The organism is Leisingera aquaemixtae (genome assembly GCF_006740765.1).
In the GTDB taxonomy this organism is placed as follows: Bacteria; Pseudomonadota; Alphaproteobacteria; order Rhodobacterales; family Rhodobacteraceae; genus Leisingera; species Leisingera aquaemixtae.
Window position 1 is genome coordinate 511,095 of sequence record NZ_CP041159.1, and the last position, 22,935, is coordinate 534,029.

Consider the following 22,935-nt stretch of genomic DNA (forward strand, 5'->3'; position numbering starts at 1 on the left):
CACCGGCTCAGGCCGTTGCGGTTTCAGCTGCAGCGCCGGTCAGGATGCTGGTGGCCATCGCGCCGATCCACATGAAAAACAGCGCCGCCCAAGCGGTGCCTGCAAAGATCGAGCCGCCGGTGACGCCCGCGCCGATGGCGCAGCCGCCGGCCAGCATGCCGCCGAACCCCATCAGCGCGGCGCCGGTCATCGCCTTGCGCATGGTGGCGGCGTCATCGAAGGCCTGCAGCTTCATCTCCCCGGCAAAAGCCGCAGCCAGCATCGCGCCGATGAACACGCCGGGCACCAGGCCGATGTCGAATTCCAGCACCGCGCCCCGGTCCAGGAAGAACATCAGCGTGTGGGCGGAGGGGCCGGTGAAGGTCGCGCTTTCGATCTGCACCGGGTCAAAGGCCACCTGGCTCAGCGCATAGGTCAGCACCCAGCCTAGCGCGACGGCGAACCCGACGCCGGAGGCAAAGACCAGCCGCGCCGCGCCGATGCGGTTGCGGCGCGCCAGCACCAGGGCCAGCGCTGCCGTGGCAAGCCCCAGGATCACCCCGCCTGCTTGCGGGATGCCCAGGGCCGCCAGCAGGTCCAGATTGCGCCCGCCCCCGGTGATCCACTGCCTGGCCAGCCAGTCCCGCGCGGGCGACAGCAGGCCCGAAAGGCTCATCTGCGCCACCACCGCAAAGATCAGCCCCGACACCACCGAGCGCAGGTTGCCGGTGGCCGCCAGCACCAGAAGCCGCCCCGAGCAGCCGCGCGCCAGCACCATGCCGCAGCCGAACATCAGCCCGCCGAGGATGGCGCCGGACCAGCTGCCCGGCACCGCCATCATCCGGGCATCGGCGCTTTCCATCAGCCCCAGCATCTGCGCCGCCTGCACCCAGACCACCGCTGTGGAAAAGGTCAGCAGCCAGACCGCCACCTTGTCGCCCAGCCGGCCGCCCGCAAACTCCACCGTGGCGGCCCGCAGGCAGAACCGCGACCGCTGCGCGGCGATGCCAAAGACAACGCCGGTCAAAAGGCCCAGCAAGGCCGCTGCCGGCGCCTCGCCGATACGCTCAACCAGGGGAACCAGATCCATCACACACCTCCAAATTCACATGTTTGCATATGTGGTCCTGCAGGAGGACGCTTTGATGCAGATCAGGGACGGGGGCGGTATGCTTCTGCGCGCTGGCGCAAAGGTGGATGTGCAGCCGCCTGTTGCCTCTCGCCAAACCGGGCGCGGAGGCGTACATCCGGTGCATGTTCAAACCGATGCCCCTGCATGAGGCGCAAGGCCTCCCGTTCTGGCGCCGTCCCGTGACGCTCCTGTTCCTGATGGCGCTGGCGATGCCGATAGCCTTCAACGCCTGGAGCGCGCTGCTCAACAACTTCGTGATCGAGGCGGCACAGTTCGACGGGGCCGACATCGGCCTCTTGCACACGGTGCGGGAGATCCCGGGCTTTCTGGCGGTGGGGGTGATCGCCGTCATCATCTTCGTCCGCGAGCAGGTGCTGGGGATGATCTCATTGGTGCTGTTGGGGGTGGCGACAGCGGTCACCGCCTGGTTCCCGTCGCTGGGCGGCCTGTTGATGGTGACGCTGCTGAGTTCGATCGGCTTTCACTATTACGAGACAGTGAACCAGTCGTTGCAGCTGCAATGGCTGTCCAAGGAAAAGGCGCCGCAGACGCTGGGCTGGCTGGTGGCGGCAGGCTCCGCTGCGACGCTGGTGGTCTATGGCCTGATCGTGCTGACCTGGGACCGCTTCGATCTGGCCTACAACACCGTGTTCATGGCGGCGGGCGGGGCCACGGCGCTGATCGCGCTGTTTGCGCTGTTCGCCTATCCGCAGTTCGACGCGCCGCACCCGCAGACCAAGAAACTGATCCTGCGCAAACGCTACTGGCTTTACTATGCGCTGCAGTTCATGGCCGGCGCGCGGCGGCAGATCTTTGTGGTGTTTGCAGGCTTCATGATGGTGGAGAAATTCGGCTTTGAGGTGCATGAGCTGACCGGGCTGTACCTGATCAACCTGGTGATCAACATGACCGCCGCGCCGATGCTGGGCAAGGCCGTGGCCATGTTCGGCGAGCGGCGCACGCTGATCTTCGAATACGCAGGCCTCGCCGCCGTCTTTGCCGCTTACGGCGGCATCTACTGGTTCGGCTGGGGCGTGGTGGTTGCCGCGGTTCTCTATGTGGTGGACCATGTGCTGTTTGCGCTGGCGCTGGCGCTCAAGACCTATTTCCAGAAGATCGCCGATCCGGGCGACATTGCCCCTACCGCTGCCGTGGCCTTTACCATCAACCACATCGCCGCGGTGTTCCTGCCGGTGCTGCTGGGGCTGCTGTGGGTCTATTCGCCGGGCATGGTGTTTACACTGGCGGCGGGCATGGCGCTGGTGTCGCTGTCCCTGTCGCTGCTGATCCCGCGCCATCCGGAGCCCGGCAACGAGACCATTTTCAGCAAATACGCCCGTCCCGCGCCGGCCGAATGACCGGACAGCCCCGTGGCGCCCGCGCTCTTGATGTGCCCGGGCGCTGCCCGGTCTGGAGCCAGGCGGGCGGCGCTTGACGCGGGGCGCGCGGCAGCCTAGGCGCTTGCCAACAGCTTCAGGAGAGACGCTATGACCACCTTCACCGCCCTCACGACCCTTCCAGGAAAAGCCCAGGCCGAAGCACTGGGTGACGCGATGGAGCGGCTGAACCCCGAGCCCACCGGCATCGGCGTCTTTGAGGTGGAGGACGGCTCCGGCCTGTGGGAGGTCGGCGGCTATTTCACCGAAGCCCCGGATGAGGCGGGCCTTGCCCTGCTGGCCGCGATGCATGACGCCAAACCCTTTGTCGTCTCCGAAGTGCCGGAAACCGACTGGGTCGCCCATGTCCGCCGCGAGCTGGCGCCGGTTGAGGCGGGCCGCTTCTTTGTCTACGGCAGCCACGACGCGGACAAGCTGCCCGCTGGCCGCATTCCGCTGCTGATCGAGGCCGCCATGGCGTTCGGCACCGGCCACCACGGCACCACCCTTGGCTGCCTCAAGGCGCTGGATCACCTGCTGGACCAGGGCTTTCGGGGCGAAAAAGTGGCGGATATCGGCTGCGGCACCGCGGTTCTGGCGATGGCCGCCGCGCGGGTCTGGGACGGCGCCATTCTGGCCAGCGACATCGACGAGGTGGCGGTGGACGTCGCCGAGGCCAACCTGAAGGCCAACGGCATGGAAGGCCAGGTCATCTGCCTCGAAGCGGCCGGGTTCGATCATCCGGACTTGCAGGCGCAGGCGCCCTACGATCTCATCTTCGCCAATATTCTGAAGGGGCCGCTGGTGGCCCTGGCCCCCGATCTGGCGGCGAATCTGCGCCCCGGCGGCTATGCGATTCTCTCCGGTATCCTGAACGAGCAGGCCGACGGCGTGGTCGCCGTTTATGCACAGAACGGCGTCAATCTTGAACGCCGGGACGAAATTGGTGAATGGACAACGTTACTTCTGCGCAAAGCGGGGTAATTGATTTAAGTTTGCGATGAATTTTAAGGGTTTGCCGCATTTTCGCCTCATTTCGAGCCAAGAATGAGCCATCCGCTGGTGGGGGCCAGTTCGGAGGCTCGTAATGGGGGAACATCATGATCAGTTCCAGGCGCGTTTGAAGCAGATCAACCGCAAACATGAAGCCATGGCCGGGGGTTACTCGGCAAAGCTGCGGCCGGACGGGCTGCTGGTGATCAAGCCGGGCAGCGTGCAATCCCGGATTTCCGCCCGCACGCTGGTTTTCTTCGCTGCGGCGTTTCTGCTGTTCAAGGGCTTCCTGATGGCCGCGCTGGGCTTTGGCAGCTATGACCAGCGGGTGCGGACGCTTGCGGGCGGCAGCGCAGTGGAGCGCGCTGGGGCCTTTATCATGCAGGCCGATCCGGTCTCCGTCTTTATCGCCCAGAAGATCGGGCCCGTGCTGCGCTGACCGCCGGGTCAGCTGCGGGGCCGCAGAAAGGCCGCCGGCAGGGGGAGCTGGCGGCCTTTTTCATGCCCGGAAAACGTGCCTTGGTAGGGGGGGCGTCCAGACAAAAAAACGCCGCGGCCCGGTGCGGGTCCGCGGCATTTCCCTATTCGCCCCGCCTATTCGCCCCGAGGGAGGCGGCAGGGCTGAAGAAAGGGTTTCAGAATACGGGTTTGCCAGCCGCGACAGTTTCGATGTCGCCGCGGCACAGGCCGATGTCGGCCAGCTCGCGGTCGGTCAGGCCCGACAGCACGTTGCGGGTTGCGCGGGCGTCGTTCCAGGCAGCAAAAGCGCCAGCAGCGCTGGCAGCGAGGGCGCCGATGCGGCCAAACAGGCCGGTGGACCCATAGGTGGTGCGGGTGGTGTCGAAAGCGGCCATGTCCTTGTCCTCTGATCTGGTGTTGGCGATCGTCTCTGTGGTGCGATGGCGGGCATCTAGTGGCGAACTTTCAGCGCGGCAAGATCCGAAATTGCATGTGTCATATGCAGTCTGTGCATAGCTTAAACCCTTATAAACAAGGGCTTTCCGCGCGGCAGGGAAATTGGCCGGAAAATGTCGCTTCCGCCTCTGCAAGGGGTCGGTTTCAGACCACGGCAGCGCCGCTTCGCGGCTGCGGGCAGCCGGAAAGCAATTGGACATGTTCGCGTTTTGTGCTAGCGGTGGGAAAAATAAATTTCTGACAAGCAGGCAGGGACCGGGCACATCATGCGGATTTTGGGAATTGATCCGGGGTTGCGGAACCTCGGATGGGGCGTGATCGAATCGCGCGGCACCCGGCTGAGCCATGTCGCCAATGGCGTCTGCACCTCCGACGGCGATGATCTGGGCGAGCGGCTCCTGTCGCTGCACAATCAGGTCACCGAGATCATCGAGGCCTTTGCCCCGGACCAGGCGGCGATCGAACAGACCTTCGTGAACAAGGACGGCGCCGGCACGCTGAAGCTGGGCCAGGCGCGCGGCGTGGCGCTGCTGACACTGGCCAAGGCCGGGCTGCCGGTGGGGGAATACGCCCCGAACCGGGTCAAGAAAACGGTGGTGGGCGTGGGCCACGCCGAGAAGGAGCAGGTGATGCATATGGTCAAGCTGCAGCTGCCGGGCTGCCTGCCGAAAAACGCCGATGCAGCGGACGCGCTGGCGATTGCCATTTGCCACGCCTATTACAGGGGCACGCAGCAGCGGCAGCTGAAGGAGAAACGCGCATGACCGGACCGCTGGCATGATTGGAAAACTGACGGGCCGCCTCGACTACCGGGCGCAGGATCATGTGCTGATTGACGTGCGCGGCGTCGGCTATATCGTCTATTGCTCCGACCGCACCATGGCGGCGCTGCCGGGCGCGGGGGAGCCCGTCGCGCTGTACACCGATCTGGTGGTGCGCGAGGACCTGATGCAGCTTTACGGCTTCACCTCGCTGGTAGAGAAGGAATGGCACCGGCTGCTGACCTCGGTGCAGGGGGTTGGGGCCAAGGTGTCGCTGGCCATTCTCGGCGCGCTGGGTCCGGACGGGGTCAGCCGGGCGATTGCTTTGGGCGACTGGGCCACGGTCAAGGCGGCCAAGGGGGTCGGCCCCAAGACCGCGCAGCGGATCGTGCTGGATCTGAAGGACAAGGCGCCCGGCGTGATGGCAATGGGCGGCACAGTGGCCGATGCGATGGACGGACCCGGGCTGGAGCTGGTCGAGGCGGCTGATCCGGCACCCGCCGCCAAACCGGCCCGCAAAGCGCCGCCGAAGAAGCCGAGCGGTGCGGCTGCCGCCTCCGCCGGGGCGCTGTCGGCCCTGGGCAATCTGGGTTACGGCCCTTCCGACGCCGCCGCTGCGGTGGCGGAAGCCGCGGCCACCTGGCCGGATGCCGATGAGCCGGAACTGATCCGCGCCGCACTGCGCCTGCTGGCGCCGAAAGGATAATGGACTTGGGCGTGAAATCTCAATGTACCGCCGGGCCGACAGGCCGGGCAGCGCCCGACCGCCCCCATGGGCGGGCGCTTCGCTTCCGCCCGCGGCCGGGCGCTGCCCTTTGTATCAGGGGAAATGCCTGTGATTGACGCCGACCCCGCCCTGCGCCCCGAACCGCTGCCGGAAGACAGTGCTGCGGAAAACGACCGCGCCCTGCGCCCGCAGGGACTTGGCGAATTCATCGGCCAGGCCGAGGCCCGCGCCAACCTGCGCGTTTTCATCGAGTCCGCCCGCCGCCGCGGCGAGGCGATGGACCACACGCTGTTCCACGGCCCGCCCGGCCTCGGCAAGACCACCTTGGCGCAGATCGTCGCGCGCGAGCTGGGGGTGAACTTCCGCATGACCTCCGGCCCGGTGCTGGCCAAGGCGGGGGATCTGGCGGCGATCCTCACCAACCTCGAATCCCGCGACGTGCTGTTCATCGACGAAATTCACCGTCTGAACCCGGCGGTGGAGGAGGTGCTGTACCCGGCGATGGAGGATTTCGAGCTGGACCTGGTGATCGGCGAAGGGCCGGCGGCGCGCACCGTGCGGATCGAGCTGCAGCCCTTCACCCTGGTCGGCGCCACCACCCGCATGGGCCTTCTGACCACGCCGCTGCGGGACCGCTTCGGCATCCCGACCCGGCTGCAGTTCTACACTATTGATGAACTGTTTGAGATCGTCAGCCGAAACGCCCTCAAGCTGGGCGCGCCCGCCGATGACGCCGGCGCCCGCGAGATCGCGCGGCGCGCGCGCGGCACCCCCAGGATCGCCGGGCGGCTCCTGCGCCGCGTGGTGGACTTTGCGGTGGTCGAGGGCGATGGAACCATCACCCGGGAACTGGCCGACGGCGCATTGACGCGGCTGGGCGTGGATCAGCTGGGACTCGACGGGGCTGACCGCCGCTATTTGAAACTGATCGCCGAAAACTACGGCGGCGGTCCGGTGGGGATCGAGACGATCTCGGCCGCCTTGTCAGAGAGCCGCGACGCGCTGGAGGAGGTGATTGAACCCTACCTCTTGCAGCAGGGCTTGATCCAGCGCACGCCGCGCGGGCGGATGCTGGCGCAAAAGGCCTGGACGCACCTCGGAATGCCGCCGCCGCGCAGCCAGAACGACCTGTTCGGGTAAAAGCAGCGCGCACCACCATAAGTTGTGTCAGTGTTTCTGTCCGAATGTTTCGCGCGCGAAACATTGCGGCAGGACAGCTGACCTATTTGCGAGGGGTCATTTTCTCTTCCAGGGAGGCGCTCCCGCCCGCCGCCGGCGCATCGCAGATGCGCCTGCACCCGTTGGGCGGGGCGCCGCGCTGACGCACGGCGCGGCTGCGCTCAATCCAGGTCTGCGCCGCGCCAGCGGCGCCGGGCCCAAGACTGCTGCCGGCGGCCTGGCGCAGCCAGGAGGCCGGGCAGGCGCGGGAGCCGCCCCCCTTGCCGCCGCGCGGCGCAGACGGCATAGACGGGGCAGACGAAGGAGACGCCCATGACCGCCCAGCTGCGAGACCTGACACCGGAGCAGATCGAAGCCCTGTTCACCCGCAACGACGGTGCCTATGCCTTTGCCCGCTGGGGGCGGCCAGTGGCGCCGATCGTGTTCGGGGTGCAGGACGAGACCCTCAAGACCCTCAAGGGCGCGCTGGAGGCGGTGATGACGCTGGCGGGCCACCAGATGGCCGAGACCGACCCGGAGCTGGGCTCGAACCTGATGTTCTTCTTCTTTCGCGACTGGGACGAACTGCTGGAGGTGCCGGATCTGAACCGGCTGATCCCGGGCCTGCAGCCGCTGGTCGCGCGGCTGAAGGAGGCGGGCGCCAGCCAGTACCGCGCGTTCCGGTTTGACGATCAGGGCGGCATCAAGGCGGGGTTCGTGTTCCTGCGGATGAAGGGCGCGATGGCGCAGATCCCGGCCGAGACCCTGGCGCTGACCCAGGCAGTGCAGGCGGCGCTGTTGTGGGGCGATGCGGCCTTTGCCGAGGCTTCGCCGCTGGCGGTGCTGCCGGAAACCGGTGCCACCATCCTGCGCCCGGAGATCGCGGGCGTGATTGCCGCAGCATATGACCGGATGATGCCGGTGGCGGCAGACGACAAATCCCACGCCCTGCGCCTGTTCGCGCGCCTGCAGGCGCCGACGGCGGATCAGCCGCAGTCCTGATGCGCGCTTTCGTGGGCCTGCCGCTGCCGGATGCAGCCCTGGACGTGCTGGAGCGCCTGCAGGAGGGGCTGACGGTGGGGCGGCATGTGCCGACAGAGAACATGCACCTGACGCTCGCCTTTCTGGACGACCAGCCGGAGGCAGTGCTTGAGACGCTGCACCAATCGCTGGCGGAGATCAGCGCGCCGCCGTTGACGCTTTCTTTCCGCGGGCTGGACACCTTTGGCGGCAAGCTGCCGCGGGTGCTGGCGGCGGAGGTTCAAGCAACACCGGAGCTGACCCAGCTGCGTGGCCGTGTCCGCAGCGCCTGCCGCGAAGCGGGCCTGGACCTGCCGCGTGAGCGCTTCCGTCCGCATGTCACGCTGGCGCGCTTTCCCCGGCATCTGGAGGCGGGGCAGGTGGAGAAGATCGCGCGGTATCTCGCGGGAGCGGCAGGTTTTCGGCTGGACTGCGAAGTGGAGCGTTTTGCACTGTTTCAGTCGACGCTGGCACCGCAAGGCGCGCGTTATGACATGCTGGCGGAGTACGAGCTGCAATAAGGCTTGCCGCAGTTGGAGGGAAAATGAGCTTTCTTGGCATCGCGCTGAAATTGAGCGGCTTTATTTTTATTGTTTTTCTTGTTTGGTCATTCCTTACCTGGTCGGCTTTGTTGAGGTTACCTGCGGAACACGGCAAGTGGTCTGAGGGGTCTGCAGGCCGAGCTGTGCGAAAGTCCTATCCCTTTGCCGCGGCCGGTATTGCCTTGATGGTTCTGGCAATGGGGTGGCTTGTCGTAGACGGTGCGGTTGAAGCTTGGCAGTTTCATGCGCTGACTTCCGTCGGGTTGCTGACGAGTGCTCTTGCTCTCTGGATTATCGGCAACGGTCTGTGGCGGGCACGCGAAGGCAAAGGGGAAAGCCTCAGAACCGAGAAGCTGAAAGTGATCGCGCAGTCACTAGGACTGACAGTGTTGGGGCTTCTTTTGAAACGGATGGACTTACTGTGACGGCAATGAACCACCAATTCCCCGTCCGGGTCTATTACGAGGACACCGACATGGGCGGGATCGTCTATCACGCCAATTACCTGCGCTTCATCGAACGCGCCCGAAGCGACTGGGTGCGCGGCATCGGCGTCGATCAGAACGCCATGCGCGAGGCCGGGCTGATCTATGTGGTGCGCCGGATCGAGGCGGATTACCTGGCGCCTGCGAAATTCGACGAGGAGCTGCTGGTCACCACCTCGATGCACGCTGTGACCCCCGCCCGGATGACCCTGATCCAGGACGTCACCCGCGACGGCCAGCCGCTGTTCCGCGCCCAGGTCACCATCGTCTGCATCACCACGGGCGGCAAACCGGCGCGGCTGCCGGCAGAGATTCGCGCATTGCGGTAACATTTGGCACACTGCCGCCTGTTTTGATGGTCTTTGCCATTGAACTGCGCTAGCGTCTTGCCAAATAAGGCCGGATAAACGGCCGGGAAAAACCGTAGAGCAGGCGAATGGAAGCAGAAACTCTGGCGCTGGCGCAGGAGATTGATTTCTCCATGTGGGGCCTATTTGCGCGGGCCACCGTGACCGTGAAACTGGTGATGCTGATGCTGGTCGGGGCCTCGATCTGGTCCTGGGGCATCATCATTCAGAAGATGATCAATTACCGCAAGGCGCGGCAGGAGGCGGATGCCTTCGACCGGGCGTTCTGGTCCGGCAACCCGCTGGATCAGCTGTTCGACCAGGTGGGGGCAGAGCCGCCGGGACAGGCGGCGCGGATCTTTTCCGCAGGGATGACTGAATGGCGGCGCAGCCACCGCAGCGACGGCGGGCTGATCCCCGGCGCGCAGGCGCGCATCGACCGGTCGATGGATGTCGCCATCGCCAAGGAGACCGAGGGGCTGCAGGGCGGCCTGTCGGTGCTGGCCACCGTCGGCTCCACCGCGCCGTTTGTGGGGCTTTTCGGCACCGTATGGGGCATCATGACCGCCTTTATCGAAATTGCGGAGCAGCAGAACACCAACCTGGCCGTCGTCGCGCCCGGCATTGCCGAGGCGCTGATGGCGACCGGTCTGGGCCTGCTGGCGGCCATTCCGGCGGTTGTGTTCTACAACAAGCTGAGCGCGGACAGCGACCGCATCATCGGCGGCTACGAGGCCTTTGCCGACGAGTTCGCCACCATCCTCAGCCGCCAGCTGGATTCCTGAGGCGATGGGCGCCGCAGTCCAGCAGCCTTCGGGGGGCGGCGACCGCCGCCGGGGACGCCGCCGCCGCCGGGGCGCGCCGATGTCCGAGATCAACGTCACGCCGTTTGTCGACGTGATGCTGGTGCTGCTGATCATCTTCATGGTGGCCGCACCCCTGATGACCGTCGGCGTGCCGGTGGAACTGCCCAAGACCGCCGCCGGGGCCTTGCCGGGCGACGAGGAAGAGCCGCTGACCGTGACCATGACCGCCGAGGGCGGGGTGGAGATCCAGACCACCCCGGTGGTGCGCGATGAACTGGTGCCCAAGCTGCGGGCGATTGCGGCAGAGCGGTCCTCGGACCGGGTGTTCCTGCGCGCGGACGGCAAGATCGCCTATGCGGACGTGATGCAGGTGATGGGCGCGCTGAATGCGGGCGGCTTTTCCAACGTGGGGCTGGTCACGGATACTGGCGGCCCGGCCTTGGACGGGCGGCAAGCCGAAGGCACGGGGCAGTAGGCGGGGACGCACGTGGTGCAGACCGGAACCAAAATCTCGCTGGCAGGCCATGGGCTGTTGATGACATGGGTCGTCTTCGGCGCCTGGTTCCCGTCCGAACCCCTGCCGTCCAATGTGCAGCAGGTGGCGCTGATCTCCGCGGAGGAATTCGAGAAACTGAGCCAGCAGCGCAAGGCGCCGCAGGTCGCGCCGGAGCCCGCACCGTTGAACGAGCCTGCGGAGGTGCAGCCCGCGCCGGAGTCCGCTCCGCAGCCGGACCCGGAGCCCGAGGTGTCCCGGCCCGAGCCGGTCGCGCCGGCAGAGCCTGACCCGCAGGTGGCAGAGCTGCCCGATGCGCAGCCCGAGCCGGAGGTGCCTGATGCGCCGCCGCCGGCGGCGGAAGAGCCGGAGATCGCCGCGCTGGTGCCGCGGGTGAGGCCGGAGGCCGCGCCGCGCCCGGTGGACCGGGTGGCGCCGGAACCCGTTGCGCCGCCGGAGCCAGACACCCGGATCGACGATGTCGTTCAGCCCGAGGTCGCGCCGGACGAGGGGGCCGAGACCGAGCAAGAGACGCAGGAAGCCACTGCGCGCGAGGCCGCCAGCGACCGGATCGTCACAGAAGAGAACGAGGGCGAGGACATTGCGGCCTCCGCCGCGCCGGCTGTTTCCAAGCGCCCCGTGACCCGGCCGTCGCGGCCGAAGCCGCAGCCGGCACCGGACACGCAGGTTACCGAAGCGGCCCAGCCGGCAAAGCCGGAAGAGCCGGCAGAGCCGGAGCCGTCCGGCACGTCCTCGGCCGTGGCGGACGCCCTGGCCGAAGCGCTGGCGGGCGGCGCCGATGTGGAAGATCCGGAACCGTCCGGCCCGCCGCTGACCTTGGGGGAAAAGGACGCCCTGCGGGTGGCGGTGTCGCAGTGCTGGAACGTGGGCTCGCTGTCCACCGACGCGCTGAAGACAACTGTGGTTGTTGCGGTGTCGCTGGCGCAGGACGGCAGGCCTGACTCCGGGTCGATCCGGATGCTGTCCAGCACCGGCGGCGCGTCTTCGGCGGCGCAGCAGGCCTTTGATGCGGCGCGGCGGGCGATTATCCGCTGCGGTGCCAGTGGATTTCAGCTTCCGGCTGAAAAATACGCGCAATGGCGTGATATTGAGATGACATTCAATCCGGAAAGGATGCGGATCAAATGAGGAATATTCTGGCAGCACTCCTGATCGGCGCTTCGGCACTGGCCGGAGCAGGCGCAGCCGCGGCGCAGACCGGGCCGCTCCGCATCGAAATCGACCAGGGTGTGATCGAGCCGTTGCCCTACGCGGTGCCGGATTTCGTGCCGGAAACCCCGGCGGCAGCGGAATACGCCGCCGAAATCGCGCGGGTGATCGCCTCTGACCTCAGCGGCACCGGCCTGTTCCGGGAGGTGCCTGCCAGCGCCCACATCTCCAAGGTGGCGGCGTTCGACGGCCCGGTGAAATTTGCCGACTGGAAGGCGGTGAACGCCCAGGCGCTGATCACCGGCGCGGTCAGCGTCACCGGCAACGGGCTGACGGTGCGGTTCCGCGGCTATGACGTGTTTGCGGAAAAGGAGCTGGAAACCGCGCTGCAGTTCACCGGCACCACCGACGGCTGGCGGCGGATGGCGCATAAGGTGGCCGATGCCATCTACAGCGAAATTACCGGCGAGAGCGGCTATTTCGACAGCCGCGTGGTCTATGTCTCTGAAAGCGGCCCCAAGAACGACCGCCGCAAGCGGCTGGCGGTGATGGATTACGACGGCGCCAATGTGCAGTACCTGACCAACAGCGCCTCCATCGTGCTGGCGCCGCGGTTCTCGCCCACCGGCGACCGGGTGCTCTATACCAGCTATGAAAGCGGCTTTCCGCAGATCCATGTGCTGGACGTGGGCCAGGTGCAGCGCAAGGTGCTGTCCAGCGGCGACGGCACCATGAGCTTTGCGCCGCGGTTTGCGCCGGACGGGCGCACCATCGTCTATTCCCAGACCCAGGGCGGCAACACCGACCTGTTCTCGATGGACATCAGCACCGGTGCCAACACCCGGCTGACCTCGGCCCCCTCGATCGAGACAGCGCCGTCGTTCTCGCCCGATGGCAGCCAGATCGTGTTCGAAAGCGACCGGTCCGGCAGCCAGCAGCTCTATGTGATGCCCGCAGGCGGCGGCGAAGCGCGGCGGATCAGCTTCGGCGAGGGCCGCTATGGCACGCCCGTCTGGTCGCCGCGCGGCGACATGGTGGCCTTCACCAAGCAGAACAAGGGCCGGTTCCACATCGGCGTGATGCGCACAGACGGCAGCGAGGAGCGGCTGCTGACCGCCTCCTTCCTGGATGAAGGGCCGACTTGGGCGCCCAATGGCCGGGTGATCATGTTCACCCGTGAAAGCCAGGGCAGCTCCGGGCGGGCGCTTCTTTACTCGGTGGATATCACCGGGCGCAACCTGAAGCCGGTCAAGACGCCGGACGGGGCGTCGGACCCGTCGTGGTCGCCGCTGCAGAAGTGAATGCTGCGGAAACAGGGCCATAAAGGCGGGGATACCCGCATGGAACCAGACCCGGGCTTATGATAACGTCGGGGCAAGAAACGCAAAGGAATAGGCAGACATCATGAGCGGCTTGAAATTGGCGATCGCGGCAGTGGCCGTGCTGGGGCTTGCAGCCTGCAGCAACAAACCCTGGAATGACGATTTGAACGGCGCCGGCGGGGCAGGCGGCGCAGGTGCGGGCGCCGGTGCCGGGGCACTGGATCCCGCCAGCCCGGCCTATTTCCGCCAGTCCGTTGGCGACCGGGTTCTGTTTGCGGTCGATCAGCACACGCTGTCGCCTGCCGCCCAGGCCACCCTGCAGGGGCAGGCGCGCTGGCTGGCGCAGAACGCCGATTACGCGGTCACCATCGAGGGCCACGCGGACGAGCAGGGCACCCGCGAATACAACCTGGGCCTGGGCGCCAAACGCGCCAATGCCGCCCGCGAATACCTGATCTCCCAGGGCATTGCCGGCGGCCGCATCAAGGTGTTGAGCTATGGCAAGGAGCGCCCGCTGGAGATCTGCTCGGACGAGACCTGCTATTCCAAGAACCGCCGCGCTGTCACCGTGCTGGCTGGCGGCCTGACGGGGTAACGGCATGAAACCTCTGCGCACCGCGCTTTTGGCCACTGTGATGCTGCTGCCGCTGCCGCTGGCGGCGCAGGACCAGCAGACCCTGGCGGACATCCGCCAGGAGCTGACCGTCTTGCATGTGGAGGTGCAGCGGCTGAAACGCGAGCTGTCCACCACCGGATCCCCGTCTGCGGACGTCTCCGGCAACACGGTGCTGGACCGGGTCGCCGCGATTGAAGGCGAACTGCAGCGGCTGACCCTGAAGACCGAGGAACTGGGCCACCGGATCGACCGGATTGTTGCCGATGGCACCAATCGGATCGGCGATCTGGAGTTCCGCCTGGTCGAGCTGGAAGGCGGCGATGTCGGCGCCTTGGGCGAAACCACCACGCTGGGCGGCGGCGAACTGCCGGCGGCGGTGGCGGTAGCCCCGCAAACCGCGGACGGCGGCACCGCGGGCGGCGAACTGGCGATTGGCGAACAGGCCGATTTCGACGCCGCCGAGGCGCTGCTGGCCGAAGGCCAGTACCAGGAAGCGGCAGAAAAGCTTGCGGCGTTCAACCAGGCCTATCCGGGCAGCCCGCTGGCGGCGGCGGCCGAGTTCAGCCGCGGCAAGGCGCTGGACGGGCTGGGCGACACCCGCGAAGCGGCCCGGGCCTATCTGGCGGCCTTTTCAGGCAATTCCGCCGGCCCGGTGGCGCCCAAGGCGCTGTTTGAGCTGGGCGCGGCTTTGGGCCGTCTGGGGCAGACCGATCAGGCCTGCGTGACGCTGTCCGAAGTCGGCGTGCGGTTCCCGGGCACCAGCGCGGAAGAAGAGGCCAGGGCCGAATTGGCCAAGCTGGGCTGCTCTTGACCGAGGCCGGGCGGGATATCCCGGCCCTGGTGCGCAGTCAGTTCCGGTCTGCTCTGCCCGCCAAGCTGGGAATTGCCCTGTCCGGCGGCGGTGATTCGATGGCTCTTATGCATCTGCTGCACGACTGTTTCGGCAGCGGCGAGGTGCAGCTTTTTGCGGCAACCGTCGACCACGGGCTGCGCCCCGGTTCAGCGGATGAGGCGGCAGCGGCCGGCGCGGCAGCGGCCCGGCTTGGCATCCCCCATGAGGTGCTACACTGGACGGACAGGCCGCAGGACGGCAACCTGCAGGCGCAGGCGCGGGCAGCGCGGTATGAGCTTTTGTGCGGCTGGGCGCGGCAGCACGGCATCCCGGTGCTGGCGCTTGGCCACACGGCGGACGATCAGGCCGAAACGGTGCTGATGCGCATGGCCCGGGCCTCTGGCGTGACGGGGCTGTCGGGCATGGCGGCGCGGCGCACCCACAAGGGGGTGACCCTGCTGCGGCCGCTTCTGGATGTGACCCGCAGCGAGCTGCGCCGCTATCTGGAAGCGCGCGGCGTGGACTGGGCCGAGGATCCAAGCAACGAGGATACCCGGTTTGAACGGGTGCGGGTGCGCAAGGCGCTGGAGCATCTGGCGCCGCTGGGGGTGACGCCCGAAGTGCTGGCCAGCATCGCCCGGAACATGTCCAAGGCCCGTGAGGCGCTTGACTGGTACGTCTTTCTGGCCGCCCGCGATCTGGCCCATGTGCAGGCGGGCGCGGTTGTGCTGTGCCAGCGCAAGTTCCGCACCTTGCCCGTCGAAATCAGCCACCGGCTGCTGGTGCGCGCGGTCCAATGGGTGTCCGGCGCCGCCTATCCGCCGCGCCGGGTGCCGATGGAAAAAGCGGTCCTGGCGGCGCGAAGCGGCAGCTCCGCCACCCTGGCAGGCTGCCGTCTGGTCTGCACTGCCAAGCAGGTCTGGGTTTGCCGGGAATACAATGCCGTGAACGGGGTAACCGCGTTGCCGGGGCAGCTTTGGGACGGCAGGTGGAAGATTTTCGGCGGCGACGCAAAGGGATGCGAGGTGCGGGCGCTGGGGCGGCAGGGGCTGGCGCAATGCCCCGACTGGCGCGCCGCCGGCGTGCCGGGGCCGGTGCTGGAGGCCACCCCGGCGGTGTGGCGCGGCGCCCGGCTGGCCGCTGCGCCCGCGGCGGGAATGGCCAATGGCTGGTCGGCTGAAACCGCTGGAAGCGAAGAAGAGTTCTTTGCATCCCTTTTATCTCATTGAACCTGCCCGAATGATCCTTATTTTAAGCACAACGCAGGCGGCCTGTGAGGTGCGCCTAACTGATAGGGAGAACTTTCCTTGGGCAACGCTCGCAATATCGCCTTTTGGGTTGTTCTGTTTCTGCTGATTCTGGCGCTGTTCAATTTGTTCAGCGGTTCCGGCAGCACGATGCAGAGCCGTGAACGCACTTTTTCTGACTTCGTCAGCTCGGTTGAAACCGGCAAGGTCAGCACCGTCACCTTGGACGGGGAACAGGTGCGCTACACCACCACCGACGGGCAGAACTATGTCACCATCAAGCCGGGCGACGCCGAGGTCACCTCGCTGCTGATCGCAAACGACATCCCGGTGCGCGCTGAAAAGCAGCAGCAGTCCGGTTTCCAGTCGTTCCTGATCACGCTGCTCCCGTTCCTGCTGCTGATCGGGGTGTGGATCTATTTCATGAACCGGATGCAGGGCGGCGGCAAAGGCGGCGCCATGGGATTCGGCAAGTCCAAGGCAAAGATGCTGACCGAGAAGCATGGCCGCGTCACCTTTGACGATGTGGCCGGCATCGACGAGGCCAAGGAAGAGCTGGAAGAGATCGTCGAGTTCCTGCGCAATCCGCAGAAATTCTCGCGCCTGGGCGGCAAGATCCCCAAGGGCGCGCTGCTGGTCGGCCCTCCGGGCACCGGTAAGACGCTGCTGGCGCGCGCCATTGCGGGCGAGGCCGGCGTGCCGTTCTTCACCATCTCCGGCTCCGACTTTGTGGAAATGTTCGTGGGTGTCGGTGCAAGCCGCGTGCGCGACATGTTCGAGCAGGCCAAGAAAAACGCGCCTTGCATTGTCTTCATCGACGAGATCGACGCGGTGGGCCGCCACCGCGGCGCCGGCTATGGCGGCGGCAATGACGAGCGTGAGCAGACCCTGAACCAGCTGCTGGTGGAAATGGACGGCTTTGAGGCCAATGAGGGCGTGATCATCCTGGCCGCCACCAACCGCAAGGACGTGCTGGACCCGGCGCTGCTGCGCCCCGGCCGCTTTGACCGCCAGGTCACCGTCGGCAACCCCGACATCAAGGGCCGCGAGAAGATCCTGGGCGTGCACGCCCGCAAGACCCCGCTGGGCCCGGACGTGGACCTGCGCATCATCGCCCGCGGCACCCCCGGCTTCTCCGGCGCCGATCTGGCCAACCTGGTCAATGAGGCCGCGCTGATGGCTGCGCGTGTCGGCCGCCGCTTTGTCACCATGGAGGATTTCGAATCCGCCAAGGACAAGGTGATGATGGGAGCCGAGCGCCGCTCGATGGTGCTGACCCAGGATCAGAAGGAAAAGACCGCCTACCACGAAGCGGGCCACGCCGTTGTCGGCATGGTGCTGCCGGAATGCGATCCGGTCTATAAGGCGACGATTATCCCGCGCGGCGGCGCATTGGGCATGGTGGTCAGCCTGCCGGAAATGGACCGGCTGAACTGGCACAAGGACGAGTGCGGGCAGAAGCTGGCGATGACCATGGCGGGCAAGGCGGCCGAGGTCATCAAATACGGCGAAGGCCATGTGTCCAACGGCCCGGCCGGCGACATTCAGCAGGCCAGCCAGCTGGCGCGCGCTATGGTGATGCGCTGGGGCATGTCCGACAAGGTCGGCAATATCGACTATGCCGAAGCGCATGAGGGCTATTCCGGCAACACCGCCGGCTTCTCAGTCTCGGCCCACACCAAGGAGCTGATCGAGGAAGAGGTGAAGACCTTTATCCAGGATGGCTATGAGCGTGCGTTCCAGATCCTCACGGAGCACAAGGAGGAGTGGGAACGCCTGGCGCAGGGCCTGCTGGAATACGAAACGCTGACCGGCGACGAGATCAAGCGGGTCATGAACGGCGAGCCGCCGCAGGCTGGCGATGATGAAGATGGCGGCGAGGATGAAGGCACCGCTTCCGTCACCGCGATCCCCAAGGCCAAGCCCAAGAAAACCCCGCCGGAAGGCGGCATGGAGCCTGAGCCGACAGCGTAAGCGTCAAGCCAGCAAGTGGAACGCGTCCCGGAACCCTGCAGCGGTCTCCGGGACGTTTGCTTTTGGGGGTGGCGGGGGCCGCGGCGGGCAGCAAAGCTGCCCGCCGCGGCCCCCGCCCGGATCGGATCGCCCGGGCGATCCGATCCGCAGGCGCGCTGCGCCTGCGCACGGGTGCTGGCCTGCGCGCTTGGTACGCACCAGCTGCGCGAAGACAGCCTGCCAGGCCGTTCCCGGGTGGCAGCTGGGGAAAATGCCTGTAAGCTCAGCTCCTAGGGCAGTATTCATTGGAGGAGAGCCGGAATGCCGGTATTGCGCGACAGCGGCTTCAGCGGTGAAATCACGTGGCTGGGCAGCGTCCCGGCAGGAGCAGGACTGCAGGCGGTTGCGTCGGAGACGCTGGCGCTGGGGTTTTCCGGTATCCCGGGCGAGCGCCACGCGGGCGAAAACCGGGCCTCCTGCGTGCGGGTGCGGAATGTTCACCCGGAGGGCACCGAAATCCGCAACGTGCGCCAGCTGACCCTCCTGTCGGAAGAGGAGCTGGCGCTGATCGCCGCGGACATGGGGATGGCGCGGCTCGATCCGGCGCATCTGGGGGCCACCGTTGTGCTGCGCGGCATCCCGGATTTCACCTTCGTGCCGCCGTCCTCGCGCCTGCAGGGGCCGGACGGGGTGACCCTGACCGCGGATATGGAAAACCGCCCTTGCGTGCTGCCGGGCCGGGAGATCGAAATGGACCACGCGGGCTTTGGCGCCCGCTTCAAGCCGGCGGCGCTGAACCGCCGGGGAATCACCGCCTGGGTGGAGCGGCCGGGCACCCTGACCCTGGGCGCCAAACTGACCCTCTTTGTGCCGGATCAGCGCGCCTGGGCACCGTAACACCGGTCTTCCAGGACGAACGGGTTTCCTTTAGGGAACCAGGAACGGCGCGGGGAAAGAGCTCACGCCGCTTCAAGGCGGGATAATGTCGGAAATCACGCGCGCGTTTTGCCGCATATTGGCTAAGTCTATCGCGAAACCGGCATCCTTGTGCCGGCGATCGTATGCAAACTCAGCAGGAACCTTGCCATGAGCTACAAGAGTGACATTGAGATCGCGCGGGACGCGCAGAAGAAGCCGATCCAGGAGATTGGTGCGAAGATCGGGATTTCCAATGACGATCTGCTGCCCTACGGCCACGACAAGGCGAAGGTGAGCCAGCGGTTCATCAACTCGGTGCAGGACCGCGAAGACGGCAAGCTGATCCTGGTGACCGCGATCAACCCGACGCCTGCGGGCGAAGGCAAGACCACCACCACCGTGGGCCTGGGCGACGGGCTGAACCGGATCGGCAAAAACGCGATGATCTGTATCCGCGAAGCCTCGCTGGGGCCGAACTTCGGCATGAAGGGCGGCGCTGCGGGCGGCGGCTATGCCCAGGTGGTGCCGATGGAGGAGATGAACCTCCATTTCACCGGCGACTTCCACGCCATCACCTCGGCGCATTCGCTGCTGTCAGCCATGATCGACAACCACATCTACTGGGGCAACGAGTGCGAGATCGACGTGCGCCGCGTCGCCTGGCGCCGGGTGGTCGACATGAACGACCGGGCGCTGCGCCAGATCACCGCCTCGCTCGGCGGCGTCTCCAACGGCTTCCCGCGCGAGACCGGCTTTGACATCACCGTGGCCTCGGAAGTGATGGCGATCCTGTGCCTGGCCAATGACCTCAAGGACCTGGAACAGCGCCTGGGCGACATCATCGTGGCCTACCGCCGCGACCGGACCCCGGTCTACTGCCGCGACATCAAGGCCGAGGGCGCGATGACCGTGCTTCTGAAGGACGCGATGCAGCCGAACCTGGTGCAGACCCTGGAAAACAACCCGGCCTTCGTGCACGGCGGCCCGTTTGCCAACATCGCGCATGGCTGCAACTCGGTCATCGCCACCAAGACCGCCCTGAAAGTGGCCGACTACGTGGTCACCGAGGCGGGTTTCGGGGCCGACCTCGGCGCCGAGAAGTTCATGAACATCAAGTGCCGCAAGGCGGGCATCGCGCCGTCGGCGGTGGTGGTCGTGGCCACCGTGCGGGCGATGAAGATGAACGGCGGCATCGCCAAGGCGGACCTGGGCGCGGAAAACGTCGATGCGGTCAACAAGGGCTGCGCCAACCTCGGCCGCCACATCGAAAACGTCAAATCCTTCGGCGTGCCGGTGGTGGTTGCGATCAACCACTTCGTGACCGACACCGAGGCCGAGGTGCAGGCGGTGAAGGACTACTGCGGCAGCCATGGCGTCGAAGCGGTGCTGTCGCGCCACTGGGAGCTGGGCTCCGAAGGCTCTGCCGATCTGGCGCAGAAGGTGGTTGAGCTGGCCGACTCCGGCAAGGCGAACTTCTCGCCGATCTACCCGGACGCCATGCCGCTGTTTGAGAAGATCGAGACCATCGCCAAGCGCATCTACCGCGCCGACGAGGTGCTGGCCGATCAGAAGATCCGCAATCAGCTGAAGGAATGGGAAGAGGCGGGCTATGGCAACCTGCCGGTCTGTATGGCAAAAACCCAGTACTCCTTCACCACCGACCCGAACCGCCGCGGCGCGCCCGTGGGCCATTCGGTGCCGGTGCGCGAAGTGCGGCTTTCGGCCGGTGCGGGCTTCATCGTGGTGGTCTGCGGCGAGATCATGACGATGCCGGGCCTGCCGCGCACCCCGGCGGCGGAGACCATCCGCCTGAATGCGGACGGCCAGATCGAAGGCCTGTTCTGAGCCGGCACAGACGGAATGCAGCGGCCCGGGGACACCCGGGCCGCTGAAGCTTTGAGATGACGGGACCGGATCCGGGGGCGGCCCCCCGGCGGAAAGGAAGAGAGCAATGGCAGCAACAGTGATTGACGGCAAGGCCTTTGCGGCCAAGGTGCGCGGCCAGGTGGCGGAGCATGTGGCGCGGCTGAAAGAGGAGCATGGCATCACCCCCGGCCTGGCGGTGGTGCTGGTGGGCGAGGACCCGGCCTCCCAGGTCTATGTCCGCTCCAAGGGCAAGAGCACCGTCGAGGTGGGGATGAACTCGTTCGAGCACAAGCTGGACGCGGACACCCCGGAGGCCGACCTGCTGGCGCTGATCGATCAGCTGAACAACGATCCGAAGGTGCATGGCATCCTGGTGCAGCTGCCGCTGCCGAAGCATCTGGACGAGGATCTGGTGATCAATTCGATCGCGCCGGAGAAGGATGTCGACGGCTTCCACATCTCCAACGTGGGCCTTCTGGGCACCGGCCAGAAGTCGATGGTGCCCTGCACGCCGCTGGGCTGCCTGATGATGCTGCGCGCGCACCACGGCAGCCTGTCTGGCCTGGATGCGGTTGTCATTGGCCGCTCCAACATCGTCGGCAAGCCGATGGCGCAGCTTCTGCTGGGCGACAGCTGCACCGTGACGATTGCGCATTCGCGCACCAAGGATCTGCCGGATGTGGTGCGCCGCGCCGACATCGTGGTGGCGGCCGTGGGCCGTCCGGAGATGGTGCCGGGCGATTGGATCAAGGAGGGCGCGACGGTGATCGACGTCGGCATCAACCGCATCGATGCGCCGGAGAAGGGTGAGGGCAAGACCCGTCTGGTGGGCGATGTGGATTACGCCTCGGCCGCGGAGCGCGCGGGCGCCATCACCCCGGTGCCGGGCGGCGTCGGCCCGATGACCATCGCGTGTCTCCTGGCCAACACCGTGACCGCCGCCTGCCGCGCCAGCAACCTCGCGGAGCCGGAAGGGCTGACCGCCTGACGCGCAGACCGCCAAGGTTAGAACAAAACCGCTCCCGCCGGACGCCTCCGGCGGGAGTATTTTTTGAAAGATGAAGGGGTGAGCGTTTCGCCCGGGAACGGGCGGAGCCCCTTTTTGAAAGATGAATGAGCTGGGGGTCAGGCGGTGACCGGCACCATGGTGCCTTGCAGGAGCGCGATCAGTTTTTCTTCTTTCGCTGTCACGACGTGGACCTCCGCGGTGACGATGACCAGGCGGCGGCCCGGCTTGATGACCTTGCCGGTGGCGCGCAGGTGGTCTCCGGCGCCGGGGGCCAGCAGGTTGATCTTCATCTCTGCGGTCATCACTTCGCAGTCCTCGGGCATCACGGTGAGCGCGGCGTAGCCTGCCGCCGTGTCGCCGATGGCAAAGCTGAGGGCGGCATGGGCCACATCGTGCTGCTGGCGGCTGCCGGGCAGGATGGGGGCGGTGATCACCACTTCACCGGCTGCGACGCGTTCAATCTCTGCGCCCAGGGTTTGCATCATGCTTTGCCTGGCGAAGCTGCTGCGGATGCGGTGGTCCATGGCGGTGTCCTTCTGCTGGTCTGCCCGCAGCATAGAGGAGCGCGGGACCCTTGCGCAGGTGACGCTGCGCCATTTGCCCGGTCAGCGCGGCATTGGCACCGGCAGCGGCCGCGGCCCGGTCAGGATGGCCAGGGCATCGGGCGCCATCAGCGGCGCGAACGCCGGATCGCTGCTGCGCAGGCCGCCCGTGTAAGTGCCGAAGGCGGGCAGGATCACGCGGGCGGCGTCCACCAGAAAAGCGGGCCGGGAGGTGCTGCGGACCCGCGCCTTGGGGTGGTAGTGGCCGGAGATTTCGGCGCTGGACTGCGGGTCGGCAATGTGGCGGAAGGTGAGCGGGCCCAGTGTCAGAGCGGCGGCGTGCTCTCCGCCCAGGGCCGGCGGGGCGGGGTCGTGGTTGCCCTCGATCCAGATCCAGCGACGGGTCTGCATCAGCCGGGTGATGCGGCCCAGGTCTGCCTGCGGCAGCGCGCGGCAGGCCGCGTCATCGTCGAAACTGTCGCCAAGGCAGATCAGCGTGTGCGCGCCGGTGATCTGGAGCGCGGCGTCGAGGCGGTCCAGCGTGTCGCGGGTTTCATAGGGCGGCAGGGCGCTGCCGCCGCGCCGCGCGTGGCGTTCGGATTTGCCCAGGTGCAGGTCGGAGACGCAGAGGGTGCGCTGCTCCGCCCACCAGAGCGCACCGCTGCCGAGGGCGGTCAGGCGGGTGCCAGCGAGGGTGAAATCGAAGCCGTTCATGATGCGTTCTTA

25 protein-coding genes are annotated in these 22,935 nt (G+C 66.6%); 21 read left to right on the forward strand and 4 right to left on the reverse strand.

The window, feature by feature from the left end; translation table 11 throughout:
• Positions 1 to 7: 7 nt before the first annotated feature.
• A complete protein-coding gene (locus tag R2C4_RS04155; protein ID WP_141889704.1) occupies positions 8 to 1,069 on the reverse strand; it encodes a YeeE/YedE family protein in 1,062 nt (353 codons plus the stop codon).
• Between the two features lie 164 nt (positions 1,070 to 1,233).
• On the opposite strand from R2C4_RS04155, the gene R2C4_RS04160 reads away from it, so the two are divergent.
• From R2C4_RS04160 to R2C4_RS04170, 3 genes are all read left to right on the forward strand, one after another.
• The gene (locus R2C4_RS04160; protein WP_141889705.1) at positions 1,234 to 2,469 is read left to right on the forward strand and encodes an MFS transporter; all 1,236 of its coding nucleotides are present in this window, start codon (positions 1,234 to 1,236) and stop codon (positions 2,467 to 2,469) included.
• A 129-nt stretch (positions 2,470 to 2,598) separates the two neighbouring features.
• Positions 2,599 to 3,471: a 50S ribosomal protein L11 methyltransferase gene (locus tag R2C4_RS04165; protein WP_141889706.1), complete on the forward strand. Its 873-nt coding sequence runs from the start codon at positions 2,599 to 2,601 to the stop codon at positions 3,469 to 3,471.
• A 103-nt stretch (positions 3,472 to 3,574) separates the two neighbouring features.
• Complete coding sequence (locus tag R2C4_RS04170; RefSeq protein ID WP_141889707.1) at positions 3,575 to 3,919, forward strand: hypothetical protein; 345 nt, start codon at positions 3,575 to 3,577, stop codon at positions 3,917 to 3,919.
• 196 nt (positions 3,920 to 4,115) lie between these two features.
• Here R2C4_RS04170 and R2C4_RS04175 read toward each other — a convergent pair whose 3' ends face one another.
• Positions 4,116 to 4,334, reverse strand: a complete 219-nt coding sequence (locus R2C4_RS04175; RefSeq protein WP_141889708.1) for a DUF1127 domain-containing protein — start codon at positions 4,332 to 4,334, stop codon at positions 4,116 to 4,118.
• A 327-nt stretch (positions 4,335 to 4,661) separates the two neighbouring features.
• On the opposite strand from R2C4_RS04175, the gene ruvC reads away from it, so the two are divergent.
• The 18 genes from ruvC to folD all read left to right on the forward strand — a co-directional run bounded on the left by ruvC (position 4,662) and on the right by folD (position 21,646).
• The gene (ruvC, locus tag R2C4_RS04180; protein ID WP_027236725.1) at positions 4,662 to 5,159 is read left to right on the forward strand and encodes a crossover junction endodeoxyribonuclease RuvC; all 498 of its coding nucleotides are present in this window, start codon (positions 4,662 to 4,664) and stop codon (positions 5,157 to 5,159) included.
• Between the two features lie 13 nt (positions 5,160 to 5,172).
• The gene (gene ruvA, locus R2C4_RS04185; protein WP_141889709.1) at positions 5,173 to 5,862 is read left to right on the forward strand and encodes a Holliday junction branch migration protein RuvA; all 690 of its coding nucleotides are present in this window, start codon (positions 5,173 to 5,175) and stop codon (positions 5,860 to 5,862) included.
• A gap of 129 nt (positions 5,863 to 5,991) precedes the next feature.
• Positions 5,992 to 7,023 (forward strand): Holliday junction branch migration DNA helicase RuvB, encoded by a 1,032-nt coding sequence (gene ruvB, locus R2C4_RS04190; RefSeq protein ID WP_141889710.1) that lies wholly within the window; start codon positions 5,992 to 5,994, stop codon positions 7,021 to 7,023.
• A 351-nt stretch (positions 7,024 to 7,374) separates the two neighbouring features.
• Positions 7,375 to 8,043, forward strand: coding sequence for a hypothetical protein (locus R2C4_RS04195; protein ID WP_141889711.1), 669 nt, complete (start codon positions 7,375 to 7,377; stop codon positions 8,041 to 8,043).
• Complete coding sequence (thpR, locus tag R2C4_RS04200) at positions 8,043 to 8,582, forward strand: RNA 2',3'-cyclic phosphodiesterase (RefSeq protein WP_141889712.1); 540 nt, start codon at positions 8,043 to 8,045, stop codon at positions 8,580 to 8,582. Before R2C4_RS04195 ends, thpR begins: the two co-directional genes overlap by 1 nt.
• Positions 8,583 to 8,605: 23 nt before the next feature.
• Entirely contained in the window at positions 8,606 to 9,028 is a 423-nt protein-coding gene (locus R2C4_RS04205) for a hypothetical protein (RefSeq protein ID WP_141889713.1), read from the forward strand.
• 5 nt (positions 9,029 to 9,033) lie between these two features.
• A complete protein-coding gene (ybgC, locus tag R2C4_RS04210; protein WP_141889714.1) occupies positions 9,034 to 9,417 on the forward strand; it encodes a tol-pal system-associated acyl-CoA thioesterase in 384 nt (127 codons plus the stop codon).
• 107 nt (positions 9,418 to 9,524) lie between these two features.
• A complete protein-coding gene (gene tolQ / locus R2C4_RS04215; RefSeq protein ID WP_141889715.1) occupies positions 9,525 to 10,220 on the forward strand; it encodes a protein TolQ in 696 nt (231 codons plus the stop codon).
• 4 nt (positions 10,221 to 10,224) lie between these two features.
• Positions 10,225 to 10,716 (forward strand): protein TolR, encoded by a 492-nt coding sequence (gene tolR, locus R2C4_RS04220; protein WP_141889716.1) that lies wholly within the window; start codon positions 10,225 to 10,227, stop codon positions 10,714 to 10,716.
• Between the two features lie 15 nt (positions 10,717 to 10,731).
• Complete coding sequence (locus R2C4_RS04225; RefSeq protein ID WP_141892033.1) at positions 10,732 to 11,883, forward strand: energy transducer TonB; 1,152 nt, start codon at positions 10,732 to 10,734, stop codon at positions 11,881 to 11,883.
• Positions 11,880 to 13,205, forward strand: a complete 1,326-nt coding sequence (gene tolB, locus R2C4_RS04230; protein WP_141889717.1) for a Tol-Pal system beta propeller repeat protein TolB — start codon at positions 11,880 to 11,882, stop codon at positions 13,203 to 13,205. The genes R2C4_RS04225 and tolB overlap by 4 nt, the downstream gene beginning before the upstream one ends.
• A gap of 103 nt (positions 13,206 to 13,308) precedes the next feature.
• On the forward strand, positions 13,309 to 13,821 hold the full coding sequence (gene pal, locus R2C4_RS04235; RefSeq protein ID WP_058286620.1) for a peptidoglycan-associated lipoprotein Pal: 513 nt from the start codon (positions 13,309 to 13,311) through the stop codon (positions 13,819 to 13,821).
• 4 nt (positions 13,822 to 13,825) lie between these two features.
• Positions 13,826 to 14,653, forward strand: coding sequence for a tol-pal system protein YbgF (gene ybgF, locus R2C4_RS04240; protein ID WP_141889718.1), 828 nt, complete (start codon positions 13,826 to 13,828; stop codon positions 14,651 to 14,653).
• Positions 14,650 to 15,903 (forward strand): tRNA lysidine(34) synthetase TilS, encoded by a 1,254-nt coding sequence (gene tilS / locus R2C4_RS04245; protein WP_141889719.1) that lies wholly within the window; start codon positions 14,650 to 14,652, stop codon positions 15,901 to 15,903. Before ybgF ends, tilS begins: the two co-directional genes overlap by 4 nt.
• Before the next feature lie 78 nt (positions 15,904 to 15,981).
• Positions 15,982 to 17,895, forward strand: a complete 1,914-nt coding sequence (ftsH, locus tag R2C4_RS04250; RefSeq protein WP_141889720.1) for an ATP-dependent zinc metalloprotease FtsH — start codon at positions 15,982 to 15,984, stop codon at positions 17,893 to 17,895.
• A 300-nt stretch (positions 17,896 to 18,195) separates the two neighbouring features.
• Positions 18,196 to 18,771 (forward strand): MOSC domain-containing protein, encoded by a 576-nt coding sequence (locus R2C4_RS04255; protein ID WP_141889721.1) that lies wholly within the window; start codon positions 18,196 to 18,198, stop codon positions 18,769 to 18,771.
• Between the two features lie 189 nt (positions 18,772 to 18,960).
• The gene (locus R2C4_RS04260; protein ID WP_058285511.1) at positions 18,961 to 20,637 is read left to right on the forward strand and encodes a formate--tetrahydrofolate ligase; all 1,677 of its coding nucleotides are present in this window, start codon (positions 18,961 to 18,963) and stop codon (positions 20,635 to 20,637) included.
• Positions 20,638 to 20,743: 106 nt separating this feature from the next.
• The gene (gene folD, locus R2C4_RS04265) at positions 20,744 to 21,646 is read left to right on the forward strand and encodes a bifunctional methylenetetrahydrofolate dehydrogenase/methenyltetrahydrofolate cyclohydrolase FolD (RefSeq protein ID WP_141889722.1); all 903 of its coding nucleotides are present in this window, start codon (positions 20,744 to 20,746) and stop codon (positions 21,644 to 21,646) included.
• Positions 21,647 to 21,783: 137 nt separating this feature from the next.
• On the opposite strand, the gene R2C4_RS04270 is transcribed toward folD, so the two are convergent.
• Both R2C4_RS04270 and pdeM read right to left on the reverse strand, forming a co-directional pair.
• On the reverse strand, positions 21,784 to 22,191 hold the full coding sequence (locus tag R2C4_RS04270) for a PaaI family thioesterase (protein ID WP_141889723.1): 408 nt from the start codon (positions 22,189 to 22,191) through the stop codon (positions 21,784 to 21,786).
• Positions 22,192 to 22,272: 81 nt separating this feature from the next.
• Positions 22,273 to 22,923 (reverse strand): ligase-associated DNA damage response endonuclease PdeM, encoded by a 651-nt coding sequence (gene pdeM, locus R2C4_RS04275; RefSeq protein WP_141889724.1) that lies wholly within the window; start codon positions 22,921 to 22,923, stop codon positions 22,273 to 22,275.
• Positions 22,924 to 22,935: the final 12 nt, after the last annotated feature.

Bases quoted from the DNA above. Each gene is read 5' to 3' on its own strand.
- tolB (WP_141889717.1), top strand. From the start codon at position 11,880: ATGAGGAATATTCTGGCAGCACTCCTGATCGGCGCTTCGGCACTGGCC.
- R2C4_RS04255 (WP_141889721.1), top strand. From the start codon at position 18,196: ATGCCGGTATTGCGCGACAGCGGCTTCAGCGGTGAAATCACGTGGCTG.
- R2C4_RS04170 (WP_141889707.1), top strand. From the start codon at position 3,575: ATGGGGGAACATCATGATCAGTTCCAGGCGCGTTTGAAGCAGATCAAC.
- R2C4_RS04205 (WP_141889713.1), top strand. From the start codon at position 8,606: ATGAGCTTTCTTGGCATCGCGCTGAAATTGAGCGGCTTTATTTTTATT.
- R2C4_RS04175 (WP_141889708.1), bottom strand. From the start codon at position 4,334: ATGGCCGCTTTCGACACCACCCGCACCACCTATGGGTCCACCGGCCTG.
- ruvC (WP_027236725.1), top strand. From the start codon at position 4,662: ATGCGGATTTTGGGAATTGATCCGGGGTTGCGGAACCTCGGATGGGGC.
- folD (WP_141889722.1), top strand. From the start codon at position 20,744: ATGGCAGCAACAGTGATTGACGGCAAGGCCTTTGCGGCCAAGGTGCGC.
- R2C4_RS04155 (WP_141889704.1), bottom strand. From the start codon at position 1,069: ATGGATCTGGTTCCCCTGGTTGAGCGTATCGGCGAGGCGCCGGCAGCG.
- thpR (WP_141889712.1), top strand. From the start codon at position 8,043: ATGCGCGCTTTCGTGGGCCTGCCGCTGCCGGATGCAGCCCTGGACGTG.
- R2C4_RS04270 (WP_141889723.1), bottom strand. From the start codon at position 22,191: ATGGACCACCGCATCCGCAGCAGCTTCGCCAGGCAAAGCATGATGCAA.
- pal (WP_058286620.1), top strand. From the start codon at position 13,309: ATGAGCGGCTTGAAATTGGCGATCGCGGCAGTGGCCGTGCTGGGGCTT.
- ybgF (WP_141889718.1), top strand. From the start codon at position 13,826: ATGAAACCTCTGCGCACCGCGCTTTTGGCCACTGTGATGCTGCTGCCG.
- R2C4_RS04260 (WP_058285511.1), top strand. From the start codon at position 18,961: ATGAGCTACAAGAGTGACATTGAGATCGCGCGGGACGCGCAGAAGAAG.
- ruvA (WP_141889709.1), top strand. From the start codon at position 5,173: ATGATTGGAAAACTGACGGGCCGCCTCGACTACCGGGCGCAGGATCAT.
- tolQ (WP_141889715.1), top strand. From the start codon at position 9,525: ATGGAAGCAGAAACTCTGGCGCTGGCGCAGGAGATTGATTTCTCCATG.
- R2C4_RS04165 (WP_141889706.1), top strand. From the start codon at position 2,599: ATGACCACCTTCACCGCCCTCACGACCCTTCCAGGAAAAGCCCAGGCC.
- R2C4_RS04160 (WP_141889705.1), top strand. From the start codon at position 1,234: ATGTTCAAACCGATGCCCCTGCATGAGGCGCAAGGCCTCCCGTTCTGG.
- tolR (WP_141889716.1), top strand. From the start codon at position 10,225: ATGGGCGCCGCAGTCCAGCAGCCTTCGGGGGGCGGCGACCGCCGCCGG.
- ybgC (WP_141889714.1), top strand. From the start codon at position 9,034: ATGAACCACCAATTCCCCGTCCGGGTCTATTACGAGGACACCGACATG.
- pdeM (WP_141889724.1), bottom strand. From the start codon at position 22,923: ATGAACGGCTTCGATTTCACCCTCGCTGGCACCCGCCTGACCGCCCTC.
- R2C4_RS04195 (WP_141889711.1), top strand. From the start codon at position 7,375: ATGACCGCCCAGCTGCGAGACCTGACACCGGAGCAGATCGAAGCCCTG.